General features: G+C 49.8%; 19 protein-coding genes and 2 pseudogenes. 17 read left to right on the forward strand and 4 right to left on the reverse strand.

The window, feature by feature from the left end; translation table 11 throughout:
* The 3 genes and pseudogenes from HMPREF3140_RS26790 to yjeJ all read left to right on the forward strand — a co-directional run.
* Window positions 1-185 (forward strand): annotated as a pseudogene (locus HMPREF3140_RS26790) (HlyD family secretion protein); the annotation flags it as partial.
* The gene (locus tag HMPREF3140_RS01410) at window positions 178-2,298 is read left to right on the forward strand and encodes a peptidase domain-containing ABC transporter (protein ID WP_004186613.1); all 2,121 of its coding nucleotides are present in this window, start codon (window positions 178-180) and stop codon (window positions 2,296-2,298) included. The pseudogene HMPREF3140_RS26790 and the gene HMPREF3140_RS01410, both read left to right, overlap by 8 nt.
* A 26-nt stretch (window positions 2,299-2,324) precedes the next feature.
* Window positions 2,325-3,185 (forward strand): YjeJ family protein, encoded by an 861-nt coding sequence (gene yjeJ, locus HMPREF3140_RS01415; protein ID WP_004186610.1) that lies wholly within the window; start codon window positions 2,325-2,327, stop codon window positions 3,183-3,185.
* Between the two features lie 43 nt (window positions 3,186-3,228).
* Here yjeJ and HMPREF3140_RS01420 read toward each other — a convergent pair whose 3' ends face one another.
* On the reverse strand, window positions 3,229-3,582 hold the full coding sequence (locus HMPREF3140_RS01420; protein ID WP_019725218.1) for a DUF4156 domain-containing protein: 354 nt from the start codon (window positions 3,580-3,582) through the stop codon (window positions 3,229-3,231).
* Between the two features lie 647 nt (window positions 3,583-4,229).
* Here HMPREF3140_RS01420 and HMPREF3140_RS01425 point away from each other — a divergent pair.
* The 7 genes and pseudogenes from HMPREF3140_RS01425 (at window position 4,230) to HMPREF3140_RS01445 (ending at window position 9,736) form a co-directional block, all read left to right on the forward strand.
* Window positions 4,230-4,772 carry a fimbrial protein gene (locus tag HMPREF3140_RS01425; protein ID WP_004186607.1) on the forward strand — a complete coding sequence of 181 codons (543 nt, stop codon included), beginning with the start codon at window positions 4,230-4,232 and terminating at the stop codon, window positions 4,770-4,772.
* A 50-nt stretch (window positions 4,773-4,822) separates the two neighbouring features.
* On the forward strand, window positions 4,823-5,503 hold the full coding sequence (locus HMPREF3140_RS01430; RefSeq protein WP_004186605.1) for a fimbrial biogenesis chaperone: 681 nt from the start codon (window positions 4,823-4,825) through the stop codon (window positions 5,501-5,503).
* 49 nt (window positions 5,504-5,552) lie between these two features.
* Entirely contained in the window at window positions 5,553-5,882 is a 330-nt protein-coding gene (locus HMPREF3140_RS29475; protein WP_072198375.1) for a FimD/PapC N-terminal domain-containing protein, read from the forward strand.
* 5 nt (window positions 5,883-5,887) lie between these two features.
* A pseudogene (locus HMPREF3140_RS01435) lies at window positions 5,888-7,777 on the forward strand (fimbria/pilus outer membrane usher protein); the annotation flags it as partial.
* 135 nt (window positions 7,778-7,912) lie between these two features.
* Entirely contained in the window at window positions 7,913-8,122 is a 210-nt protein-coding gene (locus tag HMPREF3140_RS29165) for a FimD/PapC C-terminal domain-containing protein (protein ID WP_228959213.1), read from the forward strand.
* Between the two features lie 22 nt (window positions 8,123-8,144).
* The gene (locus HMPREF3140_RS01440) at window positions 8,145-9,101 is read left to right on the forward strand and encodes a fimbrial protein (RefSeq protein ID WP_004186599.1); all 957 of its coding nucleotides are present in this window, start codon (window positions 8,145-8,147) and stop codon (window positions 9,099-9,101) included.
* A gap of 272 nt (window positions 9,102-9,373) precedes the next feature.
* The gene (locus HMPREF3140_RS01445; protein WP_004186597.1) at window positions 9,374-9,736 is read left to right on the forward strand and encodes a hypothetical protein; all 363 of its coding nucleotides are present in this window, start codon (window positions 9,374-9,376) and stop codon (window positions 9,734-9,736) included.
* Window positions 9,737-10,748: 1,012 nt separating this feature from the next.
* On the opposite strand, the gene groL is transcribed toward HMPREF3140_RS01445, so the two are convergent.
* The gene (groL, locus tag HMPREF3140_RS01455) at window positions 10,749-12,395 is read right to left on the reverse strand and encodes a chaperonin GroEL (RefSeq protein ID WP_002885441.1); all 1,647 of its coding nucleotides are present in this window, start codon (window positions 12,393-12,395) and stop codon (window positions 10,749-10,751) included.
* A 37-nt stretch (window positions 12,396-12,432) separates the two neighbouring features.
* Entirely contained in the window at window positions 12,433-12,726 is a 294-nt protein-coding gene (locus HMPREF3140_RS01460) for a co-chaperone GroES (RefSeq protein WP_004152420.1), read from the reverse strand.
* Window positions 12,727-12,958: 232 nt separating this feature from the next.
* Here HMPREF3140_RS01460 and yjeH point away from each other — a divergent pair, with 232 nt between their 5' ends.
* Window positions 12,959-14,209 carry an L-methionine/branched-chain amino acid transporter gene (gene yjeH / locus HMPREF3140_RS01470; protein ID WP_070552820.1) on the forward strand — a complete coding sequence of 417 codons (1,251 nt, stop codon included), beginning with the start codon at window positions 12,959-12,961 and terminating at the stop codon, window positions 14,207-14,209.
* Window positions 14,210-14,260: 51 nt separating this feature from the next.
* On the opposite strand, the gene HMPREF3140_RS01475 is transcribed toward yjeH, so the two are convergent.
* Window positions 14,261-14,737, reverse strand: coding sequence for an FxsA family protein (locus tag HMPREF3140_RS01475; protein ID WP_002885425.1), 477 nt, complete (start codon window positions 14,735-14,737; stop codon window positions 14,261-14,263).
* Window positions 14,738-15,074: 337 nt separating this feature from the next.
* On the opposite strand from HMPREF3140_RS01475, the gene aspA reads away from it, so the two are divergent.
* The 6 genes from aspA (at window position 15,075) to HMPREF3140_RS01510 (ending at window position 22,914) form a co-directional block, all read left to right on the forward strand.
* Window positions 15,075-16,511: an aspartate ammonia-lyase gene (gene aspA, locus HMPREF3140_RS01485; RefSeq protein ID WP_002885424.1), complete on the forward strand. Its 1,437-nt coding sequence runs from the start codon at window positions 15,075-15,077 to the stop codon at window positions 16,509-16,511.
* Between the two features lie 115 nt (window positions 16,512-16,626).
* Window positions 16,627-17,928, forward strand: a complete 1,302-nt coding sequence (locus HMPREF3140_RS01490) for an anaerobic C4-dicarboxylate transporter (RefSeq protein ID WP_002885423.1) — start codon at window positions 16,627-16,629, stop codon at window positions 17,926-17,928.
* A 124-nt stretch (window positions 17,929-18,052) separates the two neighbouring features.
* A complete protein-coding gene (cutA, locus tag HMPREF3140_RS01495) occupies window positions 18,053-18,376 on the forward strand; it encodes a divalent cation tolerance protein CutA (RefSeq protein WP_002885422.1) in 324 nt (107 codons plus the stop codon).
* Window positions 18,352-20,148 (forward strand): protein-disulfide reductase DsbD, encoded by a 1,797-nt coding sequence (locus tag HMPREF3140_RS01500; protein ID WP_004186587.1) that lies wholly within the window; start codon window positions 18,352-18,354, stop codon window positions 20,146-20,148. Before cutA ends, HMPREF3140_RS01500 begins: the two co-directional genes overlap by 25 nt.
* A gap of 35 nt (window positions 20,149-20,183) precedes the next feature.
* Entirely contained in the window at window positions 20,184-20,759 is a 576-nt protein-coding gene (locus tag HMPREF3140_RS01505) for a transcriptional regulator (protein WP_004218175.1), read from the forward strand.
* Window positions 20,760-20,826: 67 nt separating this feature from the next.
* On the forward strand, window positions 20,827-22,914 hold the full coding sequence (locus HMPREF3140_RS01510) for a DUF1176 domain-containing protein (protein WP_032412802.1): 2,088 nt from the start codon (window positions 20,827-20,829) through the stop codon (window positions 22,912-22,914).
* Window positions 22,915-23,037: the final 123 nt, after the last annotated feature.

A 23,037-nucleotide genomic window follows, 5' to 3' on the forward strand; every position in this document is an offset into this window, starting at 1 on the left:
GCAAAAGTTCGATTTATTCAACAAAGCCGCAAAAATCCTTTAGTTACAATGGAAAAACATTGTACTTATCTAATGGGTTAAAAGCCGAAGCTGTTGTTTTTCTTGAAGAGCGTCCGTTATATATGTGGATGTTTACTCCGTTTTATAAAATTTCTCAAAGTGTGAGCGGCCCAATTAATGAATAACAAACTCTTTGAAACGATTATTGCAAAGTTAAATTTTTCGCTAATTAAGAAAACACCGGTAATTTTACAATCAGAATCAGCGGAATGTGGTATCGCCAGCCTGGCAATGATCTGCGGACACTATGGATTAGATATAGACTTATTCAATTTCCGCCAACGCTTCGGCAGTCCATCGCAAGGTGCTTCACTGCTGCATTTGAGCAAAACCGCCGAGCGTGCTGGCCTTAAAAATCGCGCGCTTTCATTAGATTTAGATGAAATAAAACAGCTTAAGCTCCCTTGTATTATCCACTGGGGAATGAATCATTATGTCGTTCTAACGAAAGTACGAAAATCTAGCTATGTTGTGCATGATCCTGCTTTGGGTAAACGTATAATTGGTTTGCAGGAGATGTCTAATAATTTCACCGGCGTGGCTCTGGAACTTTGGCCCGATCAGAACTTTCAGCAAGAAAAGGCAAAAGCACGCTTACGTTTATTAGACCTGATGCGAAACATTGTCGGATTAAAGTCTGCATTAATTAAAATCTTCGCATTCTCTGTCGTAATCGAAGCCATTGGCCTTTTACTCCCCATTGGTACCCAACTGGTCACAGACCATGTCATCATGGCCCATGACCAGAGTCTGTTATCCGTCATTTGTATAGGACTGGTCTTTTTCACTCTCTTCCGTACCTTTGTCAGTATGCTAAGGGCATGGACCTCACTGACTCTCAATACTCTGACTAATATTCAATGGAAAACGACATTGTTTGATCACTTGACAAGCTTGCCGTTATCCTTTTTTGAAAAACGGCATCTTGGTGATATCCAGTCACGTTTTACTTCATTGGATACTATCCGCTCAACGTTCACTAATAGTATTGTCAGTGGCATCATTGACTCGATCATGACAATTGGTCTGTTAATTATGTTAACCCTTTACGGCGGCTGGCTAGTATGGGTGGTCGTAGGATTTACGCTTTGCTACGCCATTATGCGCCTGGCGACATACCGTTTTTACCGTCGGGTAGCAGAAGAGCAAGTCATTAAAGGAGCCCGCTCGAGCTCTCATTTCATGGAGTCACTTTATGGAATATCAACGATTAAAGCTCTTAATTTAAAAGAGCGCCGTTCGCAGCATTGGCTTAATATTAACATTGATGCATGTAATGCAGGAATTAAACAAACTCGCTTTGATATGATGTTCAGTGGCATAAACACCTTCATATCATCTATAGATCAAGTTGCTATCCTATGGTTAGGCGCCATTATGGTGATTGATAACAACATGACGTTAGGTATGTTTATGGCGTTTAACTCTTATCGTGGCCAGTTTTCTCAAAGAGCATCTAATTTGATCGATCTCTTTATGCAACTGCGGATGTTATCATTACATAACGAGAGACTATCTGAGATTGTTTTCAGCGAACCCGAGAAAGAGCTCCCAGCACGTCGAGTTTTCGATGAGAATAGTGGAGTGAAGCTGGAGATTAAAAATCTCAGTTATCAATATGACCCGTTCTCGCAACCTATTTTTTCTAACTTTAACCTGCAGGTTGAGCCAGGAGAATCTATTGCGCTTGTTGGACCTTCAGGGGTCGGTAAAACGACTTTACTGAAAGTGATGTGTGGTTTGTTATCTCCAACGTCAGGTGAGGTAATTGCCGATAATCTTGACATTTATAAAATAGGGCTTAATAACTACCGACTGGGGACAGCATGTGTCCTGCAAGAAGATCGTCTTTTTTCAGGGTCAATTAGCGATAATATCAGCGGATTTGAAGATAATGCGGATGAAGAATTAATTGTTGAGTGTGCTCGACGCAGTAATATTCATGATGAAATTATGAAAATGCCAATGGGTTATGAAACAATGATAGGTGAGTTAGGGCTGGGTATTTCAGGTGGGCAAAAACAAAGACTCTTAATTGCCAGAGCGCTTTACCGCAAGCCGAGCATTTTGTTTATGGATGAAGCAACAAGTCATCTTGATTTGAAGAATGAGTCTGCCATAAACCAATCTATTGCCAGTTTAAGTATAACTCGAATCATTGTCGCGCATCGTCCTTCAACGATAGCGTCTGCAGACCGGATAATTGATCTTTCTCAATATGGAAAGCAAGCATCATAAACTGAATAATGGAAAAGGATAACCATATGATAAGTACCGTGTTAGGTTTTAACACCGCAATCATAAAGCAAAATGATAATTTTCTTGCTCTGGCGCTGAAAATTAAAAGAGGAGACAACACATGTCAGACATACTACTTACAGTATGCAACCTTAAATGATTTATTAATAATTCTAAACAACCAAATGCAGCGTGTGGCTCATCGATTAATAGAGCAGGGAGAAAGCTATAGAGAACAATTCCGCGAACAAGTTGAGAGCTATATTAAAACCACTCCGCAAATCGAGGCAGCCGAAGTGCAATCACCGGAACCCGGGCGGAGGATTATATCGCTAACCCTCAAAACAGGGAAAACGGAATCCACTTTAATAGCCATGCTTCAATCTGAACAAATTGATATTATCAAAATTGATGATATGCAGGCAGAGTTAATGCTATTGGCAATACGTCAGGCCTTTTTACATGCTGGAACTGAGGAATTTATATCCGTTTTAGAGTCTACAACTGATTTTTTAATGCTATATGCCGTAGAAATCATAGAAAATTCACGTTTCAGCTACGAGCAGTTTGATCATGAAAGCTGGAAGAGAGGTTTATTTTCTCATCATCTGGCTATTCTTTATTGCTATGAAACAGAGAAAGGGAAACAAATTCTCTCCGGAGCCGTTATTAAAACAAATGCACCCCATCCCTCTGAATTAGAAAATGGCATTGCTATTCGCATCAACGAAAGATTTCCTAAATTAAAATCAACGCAGGAAAAATATCCATTATGTCAGATATTCAGTAAAGTTATACCATCATCAGATAACATGGACACTTTAGATGCCTGCTTGCAACCTTTAAAGGCTTTTTTTCTTGAAGAACAAGCAAAACTAGATTTTTAAGGATAAGGCTCTCCTTCTAAGAAGGAGAGCCTTATCAAAACGATCAGTTCGGACACTTATAAACCTGACCATTCATCTCACTGTCTGTCGGTACAAAACTGGAAAGTAGCCCTTGTGTTGGACTACTCACTCCATAAATCACGTTCCCCCCCATCTCGGCAGCGTGATTTCGCAGCGCATTTGCAGCCCTCCGCATTGAGCCCCCCTCATCACCATTTTGCCCTGAGAGCCAGTTGCTTTGTTTACCCGTCGCGGTGCCTAACAACTGGCATTCAGCTCCTGGTTTATCCTGCACGAAACGTACCGCCTCCCCCCCAGCGGTCAAATCACTGCTCGAACTGCACCCTGCCAGCAGTAGCGAAGCCCCAATTATCACTGCAAAATATTTCACCTGCATGTTGCTCCCCATAATCATTTAGTTGGGCACACTAGCCTCACATCTACAACTTATACTAAAAAGATGATCAAATTGAAATTATTAATCCATCGAAAAGTGTGGTGTGTGCCTTCCGGACACCTGTCGCGGTGTATGGCAGCCCCCTGCGCGTAAAGTTAGGCGATATCGCTTGATACCTGGCATACTTTTCGTGCTATAACCCACTGTAAAACATATTGTTTTTTCTAAAACTTGGCATTTTGAATTTTTCCAAAACACCAAATATTGAGAACTCACATAATCTTTGTTATTTAATGTTCATGACTATAATATTTTATGCTTTCTTAAGCGAATAAAGATACATCATTAAAATGATGCAAACAAATTAAAATCACCTCATCAATAATAAATCAAAGCATTGTGTTCTATGAACAAATAGATTCGATAAATTTCACACTCTCACATAGTAAAAGTCACATCAAATTCATTACGTGACTTAGCCCATTGTGCATTATTTTCGTTGCGCTGTGGAACTCTTACCAACGCGAAGGTCCACTGCAGGCAAAGGGAAAATAAGTGTGTTGTGTAAGTATGCTTAAAACTCCTGCGCTTTAGAAGTTAACTGGTTTTTAAAACTATTATCTAGAAATGAAACAAGGAATTTTCAAATGAATAAACGTATTATCGCAGCACTGATCGCCGCAAGCGGCCTGGTAGCATTCAATGCTAGCGCTAACGATGGCACCGTTAATTTTATTGGTGACATTACTGATGGCGCATGTACTGTCGATGTACAAAATACTGGTTCTTCTACCGGTCAGGTTACTCTCGGCTCTGTACCAAAATCAGCATTTTCTGGCGTCGGTTCGACTGCCGGTAACGGTTCTGGTCTGGCAGCAATCACTATTTCCCTGTCAGGTTGCCCTACCACTAAAACCGACGCTTATGTGACTTTCGACGGTGACTATTACAATGGTCTGAATGACTATCTGAAACTGACTGGTTACGGTAACACTGGTGTTGCGAAAGGTGTTGCAATCAAGCTGATGGATTCCAACAACAATCATCTGAAGCTGGGTGAGAAATCTGCAGCAATTCCGCTGACAGCTGGCGCAGCAGATGTTGCATTTAAAGCAACTTATGCGCAGGTTGAAGGCACTGTTGACGCTGGTACTGCAAATGGCGTCGCAACTCTGCTGGTAACTTACTAATTATCAATGCCTCTCATCTCGATGAGAGGCATTTTTATTGACGGTGCTTTATGCGAATCTTAAATTCATTGCTATCTATTATACTTCTCCTTTCTGCCTCTTTTGCATGCTACGCGGGAGTACAGGTCGGAACGACTCGCATAATTTATGCTGAAGGCAAAAAGGAAGTAAGTGTTTCTCTTGATAACCAGGATATAACGCCTTATTTGATAAAGTCATGGATCGAGAATGATAAAAATGTCGGCACTCATTTTTTGCTTACCCCGCCACTTTTTCGCCTAGAGGGTAAGCAAAAAAACGTAGTCAGAATTTTTAAGCTTGACGGTCAGTTACCAACCGACCGAGAGTCACTTTTCTTTTTTAATACAACCTCAATTCCTGCTAGTTCAACAGAGGCCGATCGTAATACATTACAAATTGCGGTTCGTACCAAACTTAAACTCATTTTTCGTCCGAAAAGCTTGAGCGACGACGTGCCCGTAAACCATGCTAAAGAACTGTCCTGGTCACGAAGCGGTAACCAAGTCATCGTCAAAAACCCTTCTCCTTTCTACATCAACTTTATGTTTATTAAGGTGAACGGTCAGTCGCTAATAATGAAAGATAAAAACTTTGTAGCACCGTTTTCCTCTGCTAGTTACGCGTTACCGTCAACCAATGGTGGAAAAGTAGAATGGAAAATCATCAACGATATGGGCGGCCAAAGCGACCTTTATCAAAGCAGTTTATAGTTGAGCTTGATGCATAAAATATAATTATACAAAACCCAAGGACGAGGTAATGATTACAAAATTCAAATTATCTCCATGCTGTTTAGCTCTTATAAGTATCGGTGTGTTAACCATATCTTCCGAGCTATATGCAAGAGAATTTTTTAACCCAGCATTTCTTACCGATCTAAACGGTTCAGACGTGAGTCCGGACCTTTCGGCTTTTGAGGTAGCAAATTCTCAGGCCCCTGGGAAATATCGGGTTGACATCATCATCAATGGTACCGTTGTCGATACCAAAGACGTCGATTTTTTTCTACGGCAGAACAAAAAGCAAGCTATCTTAACGAGGCGGGAGAAGAGCTTAAACTATACCCATGCTTATCAACAGAGGAATTAAGTGGTTATGGTATTAAGGTAAAAGCAATCTCTTCATTAAAAACAAACGCTAATGGTTGCGTCATTATCAGTTCCATTCCAGAAGCCTCTGTTGATTTTAACTTTAACTTACAGAAACTTGAGTTGAGTGTTCCGCAGGCCGCAGTATCCTCGACGGTTCGTGGGTATGTTTCACCTGATGAATTTGACAATGGTATTAACGCGTTCTATTTAAATTATAGATATAATGGAACCAGTAGCTACGCACGAGATAACGGATTATCAGATCAAGAGAACCATAGTGTCAATTTACTACCAGGCTTAAATATCGGGCCATGGCGTATTAAAAACTACACTACGTGGAATAAAGATAGTTATGATAATGATAGCAATGGTAAATGGGATACTATCTATACCTATGCTGAACGAAATATTATTTCACTGAAAAGCATGTTGACATTGGGTGAAAGCACTTCGGATGCTGATATTTTTGATAGTGTGCCATATCGTGGTGCGCAATTAAACTCAGACGATTACATGGATGCGGAAAGTATCCAGGGATATGCACCTGTAGTTCGAGGAATTGCGAAAAGTAACGCAAAAGTTATTATTAAACAAAGTGGATATGTTATTTATCAATCTTTCGTTCCTCCAGGGGCCTTTGAGATCACTGATCTGTATTCGACAGGTGGCAATGGGGACCTCAATGTCACGATCGAAGAAGCTGACGGCACTCAACAAAATTTTGTTGTAGCTTATGTTTCACTTCCAGTATTACGTCGTGAAGGTAGCCTAAAATACAGCATTACATCCGGCCAATACCGCTCCTCCGACGGTAGCGTTGATTATACTCCGTTTTCACAAGCAACGGCCAGCTATGGTTTACCATACAACACCACCCTATACGGGGGATTCCAGGCTGCTTCGAAATATCAATCAGTGGCCATTGGCGTCGGTAACAACCTGGGCGTACTTGGCGCTGTTTCTTTAGACGTAACACAGGCCTGGTCGACGAAGCAAGATCAAGATAAGATATCGGGTCAATCCGTGCGTATACGCTACAGCAAAAACCTGAACGATATAGGCACAAATATAGCTATTGCAGGCTATCGTTACTCAACGAGCGGCTTTAACACCCTTTCAGATGTTCTTGAAACATATCGTGATGACTATAAATACTACTACAACGATCGCGTTAAAAATAGAACTGAAATTACCGTAAGTCAAAGCCTCGGTGATAAGTTAGGCTATTTTAACATCGGCGGAGTAATGGAGGATTACTGGAATCAGCGTCGCAGGAATAACTCACTTAACGTAGGTTACAGCAATAGCTGGAGCGGTATTACATATAATTTAAACTATTCCCACTCCCGCTCCTCAACTGACTATGAGGGTTACGGTAGAAACTATTCTACTGATAATATCTTTTCGTTCAATATCAATGTGCCATTGAATTTCTGGATGCCTAACACCTGGGCTACTTATGGTTTAAATACCAGCGATCCTGGTTCGACAAGCAACAGTGTTGGGCTTTCAGGTCTTGCATTGGCCGATAATAATTTAAGCTGGAACCTTCAGCAACAATACGATAATCGCGATTATAGTAGCGGAACCGCTGGTGTTGATTATAAAGGCACCTATGGAGAGATTTTTGGTAGTTATAATTATGATCATAACTGGCAGCGCCTTAATTATGGTATAAACGGTGGAATTGTCGCTCATCGTGATGGTATCACCGCAGGGCAATCATTCAGCGATACCAGTGATCTCGTTAAAGCCCCTGGTGTTAATGGTACTCGAGTAGTGGGTAACACCGGCGTAAAAACTGACTATCGTGGCTACGCTATCGTACCTAATATTACAATGTATCGTAGAAATGATGTGGTACTAGATACTGAAACGATGCCTAATGATGTTGACCTTGACACTACGGTAGCCACCGTTGTCCCAACCCGAGGTGCGATCGTACGAGCAGAATATTCAGGGAAAAAAGGGATACGCGCGCTGCTGCAGCTAGTGGATACACATAATAAGTTTATACCTTTTGGTGCAATGGTAAATCTTGCTTCCGAAAATTCGACGAATAATAACAGCGGGATCGTTAGCGACAATGGTCAAGTTTATCTGGCTGGGTTACCGACAACGGGAGTACTGCTTGTCAAATGGGGAAATAGTATATCTAAACAGTGTACGGTAAATTATCAGTTCCCTGGGTCTGAAAAGGTCAATGGTATCAAACAGGGCCAGTTTATCTGCCGCTAATTAAAGCAAAAGGACTTCATTTATGCGTAATTACTTCCTGGCCATTAGTACTGCTTTTGCTGCAATTTATAGCCCAAGCATTTTCGCCGCCAGCGGGTGCGTGGTTATTGATGGAAAAACTTATGAGTTGAATCTAGCATCTATGCCTATTGATCCTGATGTGGATGTTGGAACTGTTTTGTATACGGCGAGGGTTGATACTTCAGGTCCTAAACTGACTTGTCCATTAAATACAGCAAGGGGAAAATATTCCTCTCAAATGCTTGGTTCTTTTCAAACATTAGTGGGTACTAACGCTTATGGCAATATCTATGCCTCCGGCATAGACGGCATCGGCATCCAAATAAGAGATCTGGAACAATCTGCAAAAGCTGTTCCCTATGAAACCAGTATGGATTCTGGTGCACTCTACTACTGGAGCACAGATAAAAAGACACAAATCCAGTTTATCAAAACAGGAAAAATTGGAACTGGCACAAGTTACACTGGCTTAGCAGCTCAGTTCAAGTTAGATTCCTGGGTTGTTGCCAAGATATCTATAAAGACCAAGGTGGCCTGGATAACCAAAAGTTGCGTAGCTGAACCGAACTCCAGGATACAGAATATTCAACTGGGGAAACCACTGGCATCATCTTTTACCTCTATCGGCAGTACATCGCCTGATGTGAACTTTTCAGTTAAATTAAAATGCCAAGAAGATAACATTCCCGTTTATGTCTCATTTGAACCTTCTACCGGCAGCACCGGTAATGGAATGTTAAATTTAGATACTAGTAATGCTGATGCTGCATCAGGTATCGCCATTGAGATTTTAAATGCTGCCGATCGTTCGAAACTCGTTTTTTCCAGTGAAAAGAAATATCATACGGCAAGTGAATCATCAATTGAGATTCCATTAATTGCGCACTACAAGCGTACAGGGACTGTAAAAGCAGGCACTGCTAATGCAGCAATGACGTTTGTAATCAACCAGTACTAATTACTACCTGGTTATCTATCATTGAATATAAACTGATGAATTGATGAATTGATGAATTGATGAATTATTTCTAAAACAGTAAAATAGCTATTGAAAAAGAAAAAGTAATGAATAAGATGTAACTGCTTCCACTAATTGGTACGAAAGTGTGTATTCGATTATTCGAATATAATATCTAATATGCGGTATCAATTTATTTTCTAATTTTTTAGAATAATAGCTGGAATCAATAAAATAATGAATGTAATACACTAACTACTCAAGGAAATAAAATGAAAGAGTTAACTATCAACGAAATGGAATCTATCGCAGGCGCTTACAGCTGGGATTTTTCCTCTTTTAGTTCAGCTTTAACCAGTATCTTATCTAACTCAGCAGAGGCCGTTGCATCGGCCCTCCTGCTTGGTTCTGCAGCTGCAGCACTGGGAAGTACTATTGGTGGAACGCATGGTAGTGATAACGGCGGCCTGTTTGGTGTGGGTACGCTGGGTATGGCAATTGGTGGGCTTTATGGTCTTATTGCTGGAGCCATTACCGGTGCAATTTCTGGTTTGATGTATGGCTGGGATGCAGCAAGTGCTGAAGCTACTAAGATGTGGGATTCTTTCTCTTCTGGTTCGCATGGCATTTATTAATTCGAATTTGTAAAACAGGCCGCCTCCTGTGGGGGTGGCCTTTTTAAATAATCACATAAAAATAAAGTGAATTTTGATATTTTTCCTCGCTATTAATTGAAATAATAATTTTCCCCTTACAACATCAACATACTATCGATATATTTGTTTTCGATGAACTAATAGTCAACATAGTTTTCTAAAGCTAAATTTAGAATTTTATCCAACAGATTTACTACAAACCATTTAATCCCGAGGGGATTTTATTCAAACGTTAGCGGCAATGATGTCTCTTAGATTCCATTGGAAGCTGGCTCTGACGACTATAAGTCATCTGAAAATTAATATGTCGTATCACCTCGTGGGCCTTTTAGGCTACGGGTTTATAATCTATAACCTTTTTGTCATGCAACTGATACCTGTAGGTGCGTTCGTAACACTGGTCTGGCAGTTAATCGCTAATATTTATTTTTTTAGGTACTTCTGCTTTTAGTGTATCGATACGGCTTTTCGTTGCAGTCAGGACCGACCATAACCACGTATCATGTTATGCTCTGGTAATAAAATGCAAACAGCACACTAAGAGGATGGTGATTCCACGACTTCCAGGTCATCACCCGGATATTCTACGCATGAGTTAGTTAATAAATGTTTTATTAATGAACTACGCGACTAATATCAGGTGGACCTAACCTACATGAATGTTTTCATGAAGAGGTCTTTACTCATAATTAGCATCTGCTACAGATTGTATGAAGAAAGTTGACTGCAGTTGCATTATCTTTTATGGGATATATGTATGGTCTGTTTTCACACAATACTTCACACATCATCTGTATGATTCCCTATCTGCAACTTGACAAAGTATTCTCTCAACCAAAAATAGTTTACACCATTGCCTCCTTCTGAAAGTCGAAGATTGTCATAGTGCCTGACAGTATTACAATCTTTTGAAGGGGATGAGATCTATATAAAAAACCCCCAGCCATTGCTGGCCAGGGGTTTCTGCTTTTTTATGCCGTAGAGCGCACGATTACATCATGCCGCCCATACCGCCCATGCCGCCCATGCCGCCAGCAGCACCTAAGTCAGGCGCGTCGCCTTTCGGCAGGTCGGTCACCATGCACTCGGTGGTGATCATCAGGCCAGCCACGGAAGCCGCGTACTGCAGTGCAGAACGGGTGACTTTGGTTGGGTCCAGGATACCGAAGTCGATCATGTTGCCGTATTCTTCAGTTGCTGCGTTGTAACCGTAGTTACCGTCGCCTGCTTTCACGTTGTTTGCCACAACAGACGGCTCTTCACCGGCGTTGGAAACGATCTGACGCAGCGGTGCTTCCATTGCGCGCAGCGCAACTTTGATACCGACGTTTTGATCTTCGTTCTGACCGGTCAGGCCAGCGAGTTTCGCCGCAACGCGAACCAGCGCTACGCCGCCGCCAGCCACTACGCCTTCTTCAACCGCAGCACGGGTTGCGTGTAGGGCGTCGTCGACGCGTGCTTTTTTCTCTTTCATTTCAACTTCGGTAGCCGCACCGACTTTGATTACTGCTACGCCGCCAGCCAGTTTAGCGACACGTTCCTGCAGTTTTTCACGATCGTAGTCGGAGGTCGCTTCTTCGATCTGCTTACGGATCTGAGCTACGCGGCCCTGGATTGCGGATTCTTCGCCAACGCCATCGATGATGGTGGTGGTGTCTTTGTTGATAACCACGCGTTTCGCCTGGCCCAGGTCTTCCAGAGTCGCTTTTTCCAGCTCCATACCGATCTCTTCAGAGATAACGGTACCGCCAGTCAGAGTAGCGATGTCCTGCAGCATAGCTTTACGACGGTCGCCAAAGCCCGGTGCTTTCACCGCAGCCACTTTAACGATGCCGCGCATGGTGTTAACCACCAGGGTCGCCAGCGCTTCGCCTTCAACGTCTTCAGCGATGATGACCAGCGGTTTGCCAGCTTTCGCTACGGCTTCCAGAACCGGCAGCATTTCGCGGATGTTGGAGATTTTTTTGTCAGCCAGCAGGATGAACGGGCTTTCCAGCTCAACGGCACCGGTGTCCGGCTTGTTGATGAAGTACGGAGACAGGTAGCCGCGGTCGAACTGCATACCTTCAACTACGTCCAGTTCGTCTTCCAGACCGGTACCGTCTTCAACGGTGATCACGCCTTCTTTACCAACTTTATCCATCGCTTCCGCGATCAGTTTACCGACGGTTTCGTCGGAGTTAGCGGAGATGGTACCTACCTGAGCGATAGCTTTGGAGTCAGAGCACGGAACGGACAGCGCTTTCAGTTCTTCTACTGCAGCCAGTACCGCTTTGTCGATACCGCGTTTCAGATCCATCGGGTTCATGCCTGCAGCAACAGCTTTCAGGCCTTCGTTCACGATAGCCTGAGCCAGTACGGTTGCGGTGGTGGTACCGTCGCCTGCTGCGTCGTTCGCTTTAGAGGCAACTTCTTTCACCATCTGCGCGCCCATGTTTTCGAACTTGTCTTCCAGTTCGATTTCACGTGCAACGGAAACACCATCTTTGGTGATGGTCGGCGCGCCGAAGGATTTGTCCAGAACCACGTTACGGCCTTTCGGGCCCAGGGTCACTTTAACTGCATCTGCCAGTACGTTTACGCCGCGCAGCATTTTTACACGAGCGTCGTTACCGAATTTTACGTCTTTTGCTGCCATTTCTTTTATTCCTCAAATTCGTTCAGGGTCGTGCGAATTAAGCTTCAACAATTGCCAGGATGTCGCTTTCGGACATGATCAGTACTTCTTCGTTGTCGATCTTTTCAGTCTTCACGCCGTAGCCATCGTTGAAAATCACGATGTCACCAACTTTAACGTCCAGCGGCTGCACGGTCCCGTTTTCCAGGATGCGGCCTTTACCGACAGCGATGATTTCGCCACGAGTTGACTTAGCTGCTGCAGAACCGGTCAGAACGATGCCGCCCGCAGATTTGGTTTCAACTTCTTTACGTTTGACGATCACACGATCATGTAACGGACGAATACTCATTGATAGCTCTCCTTCGAGAAAGTCATTATCAGTTATGGGTGACGCCGGGCCGAACGCGGTTTACCGGCTAGTGCAGAGAGAGATGGGGATGGCCATTTCCGGCTTCAAGGGCAAAATTAAAAAAAATTTTTACCTTTGCGCTGGCGCACAAAAAGCGGCCATGTCAGGCAATCGGTCATAAGGAAAAGCGATTGTGATACTCTCTTTTTTTTCACTGGCGCAGGATTGAATCATGAGTGGTTTAAAACAGGGGTTAGGGCTGGGACAGGGAGTTGGGTTGCTTTCCACCTCATTGCTGGGTACCGGCGTCTTCGCCGTCCCGGCGCTGGCGGCGCTGGTCGCTGGCGATAACAGCCTGTGGGCATGGCCGCTGCTCATTCTCCTTGTTTTCCCGATTGCCATCGTCTTCGCCCTGCTGGGCCGCCATTTTCCCAGCGCGGGCGGCGTGGCCCATTTTGTCGATATGGCCTTTGGGCCACGTCTGGCCAGCGTCACCGGCTGGCTGTTTTTATCGGTTATCCCGGTCGGACTCCCCGCCGCCCTGCACATCGCCACCGGTTTTGGCCAGGCGCTGTTCGGCTGGCATGATGCGCAGCTGCTGCTGGCGGAGCTGGGCACCCTGGCCATCGTCTGGTGGGTCGGTTCGCGTGGCGCCAGCTCCAGCGCCAACCTGCAGACGTTGGTTGCCGTACTGATTGTGGCGCTGATCGTCGTAGTCTGGTGGCGCGGCGGGATAAGCCCGGCGCAGATCCCCTTCCCGGCCCCGGCGGAGATTGACCGCGGGCAGCTCTTTTCGGCGCTGTCGGTGATGTTCTGGTGCTTTGTCGGTCTGGAAGCCTTCGCGCATCTCGCCTCGGAGTTTAAACATCCCGAGCGTGATTTCCCCAGGGCGCTGATGATAGGCCTGCTGCTTGCCGGCTCGGTCTACTGGGCCTGCACCGTGCTGGTGCTGCACTTCCACGCCTTTGGCGAGGAGATGGCGGCGGCGGCGTCATTACCGAATATCGTGGTCCGTCTGTTCGGCGTCGAAGCGCTGTGGGTAGCCTGCGTCATCGGCTATCTCGCCTGTTTCGCCAGCCTCAACATCTATATTCAAAGCTTTGCCCGCCTGGTCTGGTCGCAAGCGCAGCATAAGCCACACAGCTACCTCGCAAGGCTGTCGCCACGGCAGATCCCGCGCAACGCCCTCAACGCCGTGCTGGGATCCTGCGTAGTTAGCACCCTTGGCATCTATCTGCTCGATATCAATCTGGACGCGCTGATCGTTTACGCCAATGGCATTTTCATCATGATCTATCTGCTGTGCATGCTGGCGGGTTGTCGTTTGCTGCGCGGTCGCTATCGGCTATTGGCGGTGGTGGGCAGCATTCTCTGTCTGCTGCTGCTGGCGATGGTCGGCTGGAAAAGCCTGTACGCGCTGGTGATGCTGGCGGGGCTGTGGCTGTTTTTACCCAGGCGCAAGCTGGCGACGGGAAGCGTGTAGGCCTGCAAAGAAAGCGGCCCGGTCGCATCTGCTGACCGGGCCGGGGGGATGTTAATCGCGGCGATCGTCCTTATGGTCCAGACGGTCGCGCTGCTCATCTTTGCGCTGGAATTCCCCTTCGAAGGTCTCTCCGCCGCCAGTACCGGCGCTAAAGCCGCCGCCCGGCATCCGGCTGAAGCGCAGGTGCGGCATCAGCTTCATCGTCAAATGCTTTTGCACCGGCGGCAGCAATAGCAGCAGGCCGAGGAAGTCGGTAAAGAACCCCGGGAGCAACAGCAGCAGACCAGCGATAATCAGCGATACGCTCTTGATCATCTCCGCCGCCGGGCTCTCGCCCGCGGCCATCTTCTGCTGCATCAGCAGGAAGTTTTTGAAGCCCTGGTTACGCACCAGCGACATCCCTACCACCGAGCTAAAGATCACCAGGATCAGGGTCATAAAGACGCCCAGCACGTGCGCAACCTGGATAAAGATCGATATCTCAATGTAAACGTAAAGAAAAAAGGCAATAAACGGAATCCAACGCACCGGCGTCTCCTTCATCAACGGGCGCTGCGTTCAGCGCCCGTAATCATCAATTTGCTGATCGCATCCCACTAACATGGGGATGCTGAGCGGCTTTTCAATCAGCGGAAAGGCTTATTTTTCTCAGGAATAAGAAAGCGGTGACCCATTTCACAGATTAATAAATCTTCTCATACCCGCAATGTAATAAGTGATCAAGCTTACTGATATTCGCTATCATCAGCATATGATCTTGGGCACCGGGCCGGTTAAGGAAATAATCGTCGGCCAGAAAATATACTGAATACTGGATATTCTGTGTGTTTGGTGAATTCATTGGCAGCTTGAAAAGAAGGTTCACATGTTAAACAACATTCGTATCGAAGAAGATCTGTTGGGCACCAGGGAAGTTCCCGCGGACGCTTACTACGGCGTTCATACTCTGCGAGCGATTGAAAACTTCTACATTAGCAACAGCAAAATCAGCGACATACCAGAATTCGTGCGCGGCATGGTCATGGTGAAGAAAGCCGCCGCGCTGGCGAACAAGGAGCTGCAGACCATTCCCAAAAGCGCGGCAAATGCGATTATCGCCGCCTGTGACGAAGTCCTGAATAACGGCAAATGCATGGACCAGTTCCCGGTCGATGTCTTCCAGGGCGGGGCCGGTACCTCCGTAAACATGAACACCAACGAAGTCCTGGCGAACATTGGCCTTGAGCTGATGGGCCACCAGAAAGGCGAATACCAGTACCTGAACCCAAACGATCACGTCAACAAATGCCAGTCCACCAACGATGCTTACCCCACCGGGTTCCGCATTGCGGTGTATGCCTCCATCCTTAAGTTAATCGATGCGATTAAACAGCTGGGCGAAGGCTTCCAGGCGAAAGCCGTGGAGTTCCAGGACATCCTCAAAATGGGCCGCACCCAGCTGCAGGACGCGGTGCCGATGACCCTCGGCCAGGAGTTCCATGCCTTCAATGTGCTGCTTAATGAAGAGACCAAAAGCATTCTGCGCACTGCGGAGCTGCTGCTGGAGGTGAACCTCGGCGCCACCGCCATTGGTACTCGCCTCAACACCCCGGACGGCTATCAACAGCTGGCGGTGCAGAAGCTGGCTGAAGTAAGCAACTTACCGGTCGTCCCGGCGGAAGATCTGATTGAAGCCACCTCGGACTGCGGGGCGTACGTTATGGTTCACAGCTCGCTGAAACGCCTGGCGGTGAAACTGTCCAAGATCTGTAACGACCTGCGCCTGCTCTCTTCCGGTCCGCGCGCGGGCCTCAACGAAATCAACCTGCCTGAGCTGCAGGCTGGCTCTTCAATCATGCCGGCGAAGGTTAACCCGGTGGTGCCGGAGGTGGTCAACCAGGTCTGCTTCAAAGTTATCGGCAACGATACCACTGTGACCATGGCCTCCGAAGCCGGTCAGCTGCAGTTGAACGTGATGGAGCCGGTGATCGGCCAGGCGATGTTCGAGTCGATTCATATCCTGACCAACGCCTGCTACAACCTGCTGGAGAAATGCGTTAACGGCATCACCGCCAATAAAGCGGTATGTGAAGGCTACGTCTACAACTCCATCGGCATCGTTACCTACCTCAACCCGTTTATCGGCCACCACAATGGCGATATCGTCGGCAAGATCTGTGCCGAAACCGGCAAGAGCGTACGGGAAGTGGTGCTGGAGCGCGGACTGCTGACGGCGGCGGAGTTGGATGATATTTTCTCTGCGCAAAACCTGATGCATCCCGCTTATAAAGCAAAGCGTTATACCGATGAAAGCGAACAGTAATCTTTCAGGTTAGTCATTCAAAGGCATGTCAGCGATGACATGCCTTTTTTGCTTTTTGGTTTTACTAAAATACAACAATTCAATATCAACTTGTTAAAAAACAAGGAAGGCATATATGTTTGGTGCAGAACTGGTTATTGTCCTGCTGGCGATTTATCTCGGCGCCCGGCTCGGCGGCATCGGTATCGGCTTTGCCGGTGGCCTTGGCGTCCTTGTCCTGACGCTTATTTTTCAAATTAAACCGGGTGCGATCCCCTTCGACGTTATTGAAATCATTATGGCGGTGATTGCCGCTATCGCCGCCATGCAGGTCGCCGGCGGGATGGATTACCTGGTCAGCCTCGCCGAACGGATGCTGCGCCGCCACCCGAAGTACATTACCTTCCTTGCCCCGCTGGTGACCTGGTTTATGACCGTGCTCGCTGGCACCGGCCATACCGCCTTCTCCACGCTGCCGGTGATCACCGAAGTTGCCAAAGAGCAAGGCATTCGTCCGTCTCGTCCACTGTCGATTGCGGTGGTGGCCTCCCAGATAGCGATCACCGCCTCGCCCATTTCCGCCGCAGTGGTCTTTTTCGCAGGTATCCTTGAACCGCTGGGCGTTAGCTATTTGACGCTGCTGGCCATCTGTATTCCGGTCACGCTGCTGGCGGTGATGCTCACCGCTATCGTCTGCAACTTCCTCGGCTGCGAACTGAAAGACGATCCGGTTTACCAGGAGCGGCTGGCCAAGGGGGAAGTCAGACTGCGCGGCAGCCAGGTATTTGAGCTGCAGCCGCACGCCAAACGTTCCGTTCTGCTGTTTTTGATCGGCATCGTGGCGGTGATGTTCTACGCCACGGCCATCAGCGATACCGTCGGCCTGATTAAGAACCCGGTGCTGCCGCGTAACGAGGCGATCGTGGTATTTATGCTGACCATCGCCACCCTGATTAGCATCACCTGTAAAATCGACACCGGCGAAGTGCTCAACGCCAGCACCTTTAAGTCCGGGATGAGCGCCTGCGTCTGCGTCCTCGGCGTCGCCTGGCTGGGAGATACCTTCGTTAAAGCGCATATCAGCGACATCCAGGCCGTGGCCGGCGATCTGCTGCACAATTACCCATGGCTGCTGGCGGTGGTACTGTTTTTCGCCGCCACGCTGCTCTACTCGCAGGCAGCCACTACCAAGGCGTTGATGCCTGCCGCGCTGCTGCTGGGCGTCAGCCCGCTGACGGCTATCGCCTCGTTTGCCGCGGTCTCGGCGCTGTTCGTTCTACCGACCTACCCAACCCTGCTGGCGGCGGTAGAGATGGACGACACCGGCTCAACCCGCATTGGTAAATATGTCTTTAACCACGCCTTCCTGATCCCCGGCGTTATCGCTATCACGCTGTGCGTGATCCTCGGCTTTATCTTTGGCGGGATTATGCTGTAAATACCGCTGGCTGCGGGTCCACTACGGGCCCGCCTTCCGTTGCCCTCACTTTCCCCGCTCGTTACGCTAATATCCCCGCATCTTGCGTGTTATAGTGCCTCTTTTCGCTGATACGAGGTTCATGATGACTACGCCTGATGCTGTTGTTGTGCTCTGTACCGCGCCGGACGAAGCGACCGCCCAGGATCTGGCGGCAAAAGCGCTGGCGGAAAAGGTGGCAGCCTGCGCCACGCTGCTGCCGGGGGCCACCTCTCTGTATTACTGGGAAGGGAAACTCGAGCAGGAGTATGAAGTTCAGATGCTACTCAAAACTGACCTTGCCCATCAGCAGGCGCTGCTGGACTGCCTGAAGTCACACCACCCGTATCAAACCCCAGAACTGCTGGTTCTACCCGTCACGCATGGAGACAACGATTACCTCTCATGGCTTACCGCATCATTACGCTGATCCTGCTGCTGTGCAGCACATCAGCCACCGCCGGGTTATTCGACGCGCCGGGGCGCTCGAACTTCGTGCCTGCTGATCAAGCTTTCGCCTTTGACTTTCAGCAGCAACAGCATGACGTCAACCTGAGCTGGCAAATCAAGGATGGTTATTATCTTTATCGTCAACAGTTTACCTTCAGCGCCGCCGGGGCGACGATCGACGAACCGGCGCTGCCGGCGGGAGAGTGGCATGAAGATGAGTTTTACGGCAAAAGCGAGATCTTTCGCCAACGCCTGACCGTGCCGGTGACGGTGAAGGAGGCGGACAAAGAGGCTACTCTCACCGTCACCTGGCAGGGCTGCGCCGATGCCGGATTCTGTTATCCGCCGGAGACTAAAGTGATCCCGCTGAGCGCCGTGCGGGCGGCCTCAAACGACGCTCAGCCAACCGCCGCCGCGCCCGTGTCGTCGCTGAACCATCGCCCGGCCTTCAATCCGCCGCTGCCGGTTGAACCGCGCCCGATGGAGGAGAACGCCGTGCCGCAGGCGCCTGCCATGGCGCCGCCAGCAGACGTCCCCGCTCGTCTGCCCTTCACCGCCCTGTGGGCGCTGCTGATTGGCATTGGTATCGCCTTCACCCCCTGCGTGCTGCCGATGTACCCGCTGATTTCGGGCATCGTGCTGGGCGGAAAGCAGCGGCTTTCCACCGCGCGCGCCCTGTTGCTGGCCTTTATTTACGTCCAGGGGATGGCCTTAACCTACACCGCGCTGGGGCTGGTGGTAGCCGCCGCCGGGCTGCAGTTCCAGGCGGCCCTGCAGCACCCATATGTCCTGGTCGGCCTGTCGGCGGTGTTTATACTGCTGGCGCTCTCCATGTTCGGCCTGTTCACGCTGCAGCTGCCGTCGTCGCTGCAGACCCGGCTGACGCTGCTCAGCAATAAGCGCCAGGGCGGCTCGCCCGGCGGGGTCTTTGCGATGGGCGCTATTGCCGGGCTGATCTGCTCCCCCTGCACTACCGCGCCGCTAAGCGCCATTCTGTTGTATATCGCCCAGAGCGGTAATCTGTGGCTGGGCGGCGGCACGCTGTACCTTTACGCGCTGGGCATGGGTCTGCCGTTGATCCTTGTGACCGTGTTTGGCAATCGCCTGCTGCCGAAAAGCGGCCCGTGGATGAGCCATGTGAAAACCGCCTTCGGGTTTGTGATCCTTGCCCTGCCCGTCTTCCTGCTGGAACGCATACTCGGCGACCAGTGGGGGTTACGGCTGTGGTCAATGCTCGGTGTCGCCTTCTTCAGCTGGGCGTTTATCACCTCGCTGGGCGCTACCCGGCCGTGGATGCGGCTGGTACAGATCATTCTGCTTGCCGCCGCGCTGGTCAGCGCGCGGCCTCTGCAGGACTGGGCGTTTGGCGCCCCGGCGGTCGAGCAGCAGGCGCACCTGGCTTTCACCCGCGTCAGCTCGGTGGCCGAGCTTGACCAGGCGCTGGCGCAGGCGAAAGGTCAACCGGTGATGCTCGATCTTTACGCCGACTGGTGCGTGGCCTGCAAAGAGTTTGAAAAATACACCTTTAGTTCACCTGACGTGCAGCAGGCGCTGAAAGGCACCGTGTTATTACAGGTTGATGTGACGAAGAACAGCCCGCAAGACGTCGCGCTGCTGAAACACCTGCAGGTGCTGGGTCTGCCGACGATCCTGTTCTTCAACGCTGAGGGTCAGGAACAGCCTGAGCGGCGAGTCACCGGCTTTATGGATGCCGCGGCATTCAGCGCCCATTTGCGCGATTGGCAAGCGTGAGCGACACTTTAGGAGGAAAGATGGAGGAGAACACCGTGCTACGTGAAGACGTCCTGGCAGAAGCCATTAAGATTCTTGAAATTGAAGGTATCGCCAACACGTCGCTGGAGATGGTCGCTGAGCGCGTGTCCTGCCCGACGAGCGACCTGAAACGCTTCTGGCCTGACCGCGAAGCGCTGCTGTACGACGCGCTTCGCTATCTGAGCCAGCAGGTGGATGCCTGGCGTCGTCAGCTCCTGCTGGACGAGACCTTAAGCGCAGAGCAAAAGCTGCTGGCACGCTATGCCGCACTCACCACCTGCGTAAGCAACCAGCGGTACCCGGGCTGCCTGTTTATCGCCGCCTGCACCTTCTACCCGGATCCTCAGCACCCCATTCACCAGCTGGCGGAACAGCAGAAGCAGGCTTCGCTGGCCTACACTCACGAGCTGCTGACTCAGCTGGAGGTGGATGACCCGGAAATGGTCGCCAAGCAGATGGAGCTGATTGTCGAGGGCTGTCTGAGCCGTCTGCTGGTCAAACGTAGCCAGACGGATGTGGATACCGCCCGGCGGCTGGCTGAAGATATTCTACGCTTCGCCCAGTGCCGTATGGGCGGCGCCTTGACCTGATTCTGATATCCTAACCGCCACGTCGCGCCTATAATTTCCCCCTCACTGATTGCTGACAGGGATTGATATGCGCGCGTTCTTCTGGGCTGCCTGGCTGGGCCTCTGCTCTACGCCCCTGCTGGCGGCTCCCCTGCAAGGTTTTTCCTTTGCACAAAAAGACTGGGAGCTCGCCTGCGATAATACCGGCGCCTGCCGGGCGGCGGGTTACGGCGTCCGCATGGGTGAGGTCAGCGTGCTGTTGACCCGCAACGCGGGCAGCGAACAGCACCTCACCGCTACGGTAACCTTTGCGCAAATCGAGCACGATATCCCCGCCGACTCCACCGCCAGCCTGCTGATCGACGACCGGGATTTTGGCGCGCTGGACGCTCTCGATGACAGCCACTTTCGCCTCGACAGCGATCAGACCACCGCCCTGCTACAGGCGTTAACGAATCAGCGCAAAATCGAATTCACCCTTAACGGCCAGCACCTGCCGCTTTCCAGCGCCGGCAGCCGCGAGGTGCTGGGTAAAATGGATGCGTTTCAGCGACGCACCGGCACCGCCGATGCGCTGCTGGATAAAGGCGATGCCGGCGACGATGCCATTTTGCCAGCCACTCCCGCCCCGGAAATTATCGCCGCCCCGGTTCTCCATAACGCGCAGCCAGTGCCGTTGAGTATGCTTCAGCGCCAGAAACTGCTGCCCATCCTGACGCCGCTGCTGAACCAGCGCTGCGACGACTGGCAGAATCAGGCCATTCCGGCGGCAGATCGCCAGATCACGCTGACCGCGCTGGATAAAACCCATTCTCTGGCGCAGGCGCTCTGCTGGCGAGCGCCCTATAACGACGGTTACGCCCTGTGGCTGGTCGATAACGCCCAGTTGAGCAAACCGCGACTGCTCACTACCGAGGCCTCCAGCTACACCGACGGCGCTATCGTCTTTTTGCACAAAGAACGGGGCATGGCCGACTGCGTCACCGGCGAGACGCGCGTTTGGGATGGTAAAACCTTTACCCCCAGCCTGAAGTACAGCACCGGTATGTGTCGGGAAATCACCCCGGGTGGCACCTGGATGCTGCCGACCTTTGTCAGCCAGGTGATCCCCAGTCAGCAGAAAGAGGCGGATAACCTGGCTCTGCGCACGTTGTATAACGCAGTGTTGAAAGCGCAAAAAAGCGATCCAGAATTGTCTCTGAATAAGGTCGCCGAGCAGTTTCCGTTAACCGGCCATATTACAGACTTCACGCTCACTTACGCCGACGATACGCTGATCACGACCAGTAAACCGTCCCCGGATATCAGCGATGATGAGTGGCAGGCGTTTCTGCGCTCCTCGATTAGCGCGGATTCAGAAAACGGCAAAGTCAGCTTTACCCTTATCGACCTCGACGGCGACGGCAAACGCGACCTGATCATCGACAGCTACGTGGGCGGCACCGGGCTCTTCAGCTACACCGGGGTGCTCAAGCGAGGTGATGATGATTTTGCCGCCGTCAACGGCAGCGACAGTGATAATGGTGATGATTTCGATGCCGGGGTGCCCGGCGCCCTCTTTTCCATTAATGGCCGCGGGGCTAACCAGTGGAACCACTGGGTCAAAATCAACGGCCAGGTGTATGCCCTGTGGTACAACGGCCAGTTTGGCGAAGATAACCTCTACCTGCTTCGCCCGTTCAGCACCACCAGCCAGACGCCCGCGGTGACGGTTCGCTATCGCTATACGCTGAACAGCATCCGCTCCCCGGAGAAAGACCAGCCGCTGACCCCCAGCCTGAGCGACGGCGATAAAGCGGACCTGCTGCGCTCGCTGGAGGTAATGCAGGGCAGCCTGCTGAAAGACAGACCCGCCAGCGACAACGACGCGCCGATCTGCCCCATCCCGCCGGGCACCTCCGCTGACGAGGCGGATAACTACTACAGCGGCGTCGCCGTTAACTATATCTATGAGACGGTGGCCTATATTCCGGTCTGGCTGAACGGGAAGTGTTATATCGGCACCATTTTCAGCCATCATGGCGCCTATCGCCACGGCGTGGATGCGGAAATTACCCTGAGCTCGCCGCGTGAGGACGAGGAGGTCATTGGCGATTATCTCATCTCCGGACTACGCCACGTTATCGCAATTACCAGCGGCTGGAAAACCCGCGAGGGCGATAACGGCATGCAGTGAAGTTAAGCCAAAACGCGCCTTTGAACGCAGAATTGCCGCAAAGATAAGCAATCGATAAGTAATTTAAGAAATTTGGTTGACGGGGTGGGCGGATTACGGTTTAATGCGCCCCGTTGCCCGGAT

Source organism: Klebsiella sp. HMSC16A12 (assembly GCF_001808265.1).
Taxonomy (GTDB): domain Bacteria; phylum Pseudomonadota; class Gammaproteobacteria; order Enterobacterales; family Enterobacteriaceae; genus Klebsiella; species Klebsiella pneumoniae.

Bases quoted from the DNA above. Each gene is read 5' to 3' on its own strand.
- HMPREF3140_RS01410 (WP_004186613.1), top strand. From the start codon at position 178: ATGAATAACAAACTCTTTGAAACGATTATTGCAAAGTTAAATTTTTCG.
- yjeJ (WP_004186610.1), top strand. From the start codon at position 2,325: ATGATAAGTACCGTGTTAGGTTTTAACACCGCAATCATAAAGCAAAAT.
- HMPREF3140_RS01420 (WP_019725218.1), bottom strand. From the start codon at position 3,582: ATGCAGGTGAAATATTTTGCAGTGATAATTGGGGCTTCGCTACTGCTG.
- HMPREF3140_RS01425 (WP_004186607.1), top strand. From the start codon at position 4,230: ATGAATAAACGTATTATCGCAGCACTGATCGCCGCAAGCGGCCTGGTA.
- HMPREF3140_RS01430 (WP_004186605.1), top strand. From the start codon at position 4,823: ATGCGAATCTTAAATTCATTGCTATCTATTATACTTCTCCTTTCTGCC.
- HMPREF3140_RS29475 (WP_072198375.1), top strand. From the start codon at position 5,553: ATGATTACAAAATTCAAATTATCTCCATGCTGTTTAGCTCTTATAAGT.
- HMPREF3140_RS29165 (WP_228959213.1), top strand. From the start codon at position 7,913: ATGGTAAATCTTGCTTCCGAAAATTCGACGAATAATAACAGCGGGATC.
- HMPREF3140_RS01440 (WP_004186599.1), top strand. From the start codon at position 8,145: ATGCGTAATTACTTCCTGGCCATTAGTACTGCTTTTGCTGCAATTTAT.
- HMPREF3140_RS01445 (WP_004186597.1), top strand. From the start codon at position 9,374: ATGAAAGAGTTAACTATCAACGAAATGGAATCTATCGCAGGCGCTTAC.
- groL (WP_002885441.1), bottom strand. From the start codon at position 12,395: ATGGCAGCAAAAGACGTAAAATTCGGTAACGACGCTCGTGTAAAAATG.
- HMPREF3140_RS01460 (WP_004152420.1), bottom strand. From the start codon at position 12,726: ATGAGTATTCGTCCGTTACATGATCGTGTGATCGTCAAACGTAAAGAA.
- yjeH (WP_070552820.1), top strand. From the start codon at position 12,959: ATGAGTGGTTTAAAACAGGGGTTAGGGCTGGGACAGGGAGTTGGGTTG.
- aspA (WP_002885424.1), top strand. From the start codon at position 15,075: ATGTTAAACAACATTCGTATCGAAGAAGATCTGTTGGGCACCAGGGAA.
- HMPREF3140_RS01490 (WP_002885423.1), top strand. From the start codon at position 16,627: ATGTTTGGTGCAGAACTGGTTATTGTCCTGCTGGCGATTTATCTCGGC.
- cutA (WP_002885422.1), top strand. From the start codon at position 18,053: ATGACTACGCCTGATGCTGTTGTTGTGCTCTGTACCGCGCCGGACGAA.
- HMPREF3140_RS01500 (WP_004186587.1), top strand. From the start codon at position 18,352: ATGGCTTACCGCATCATTACGCTGATCCTGCTGCTGTGCAGCACATCA.
- HMPREF3140_RS01510 (WP_032412802.1), top strand. From the start codon at position 20,827: ATGCGCGCGTTCTTCTGGGCTGCCTGGCTGGGCCTCTGCTCTACGCCC.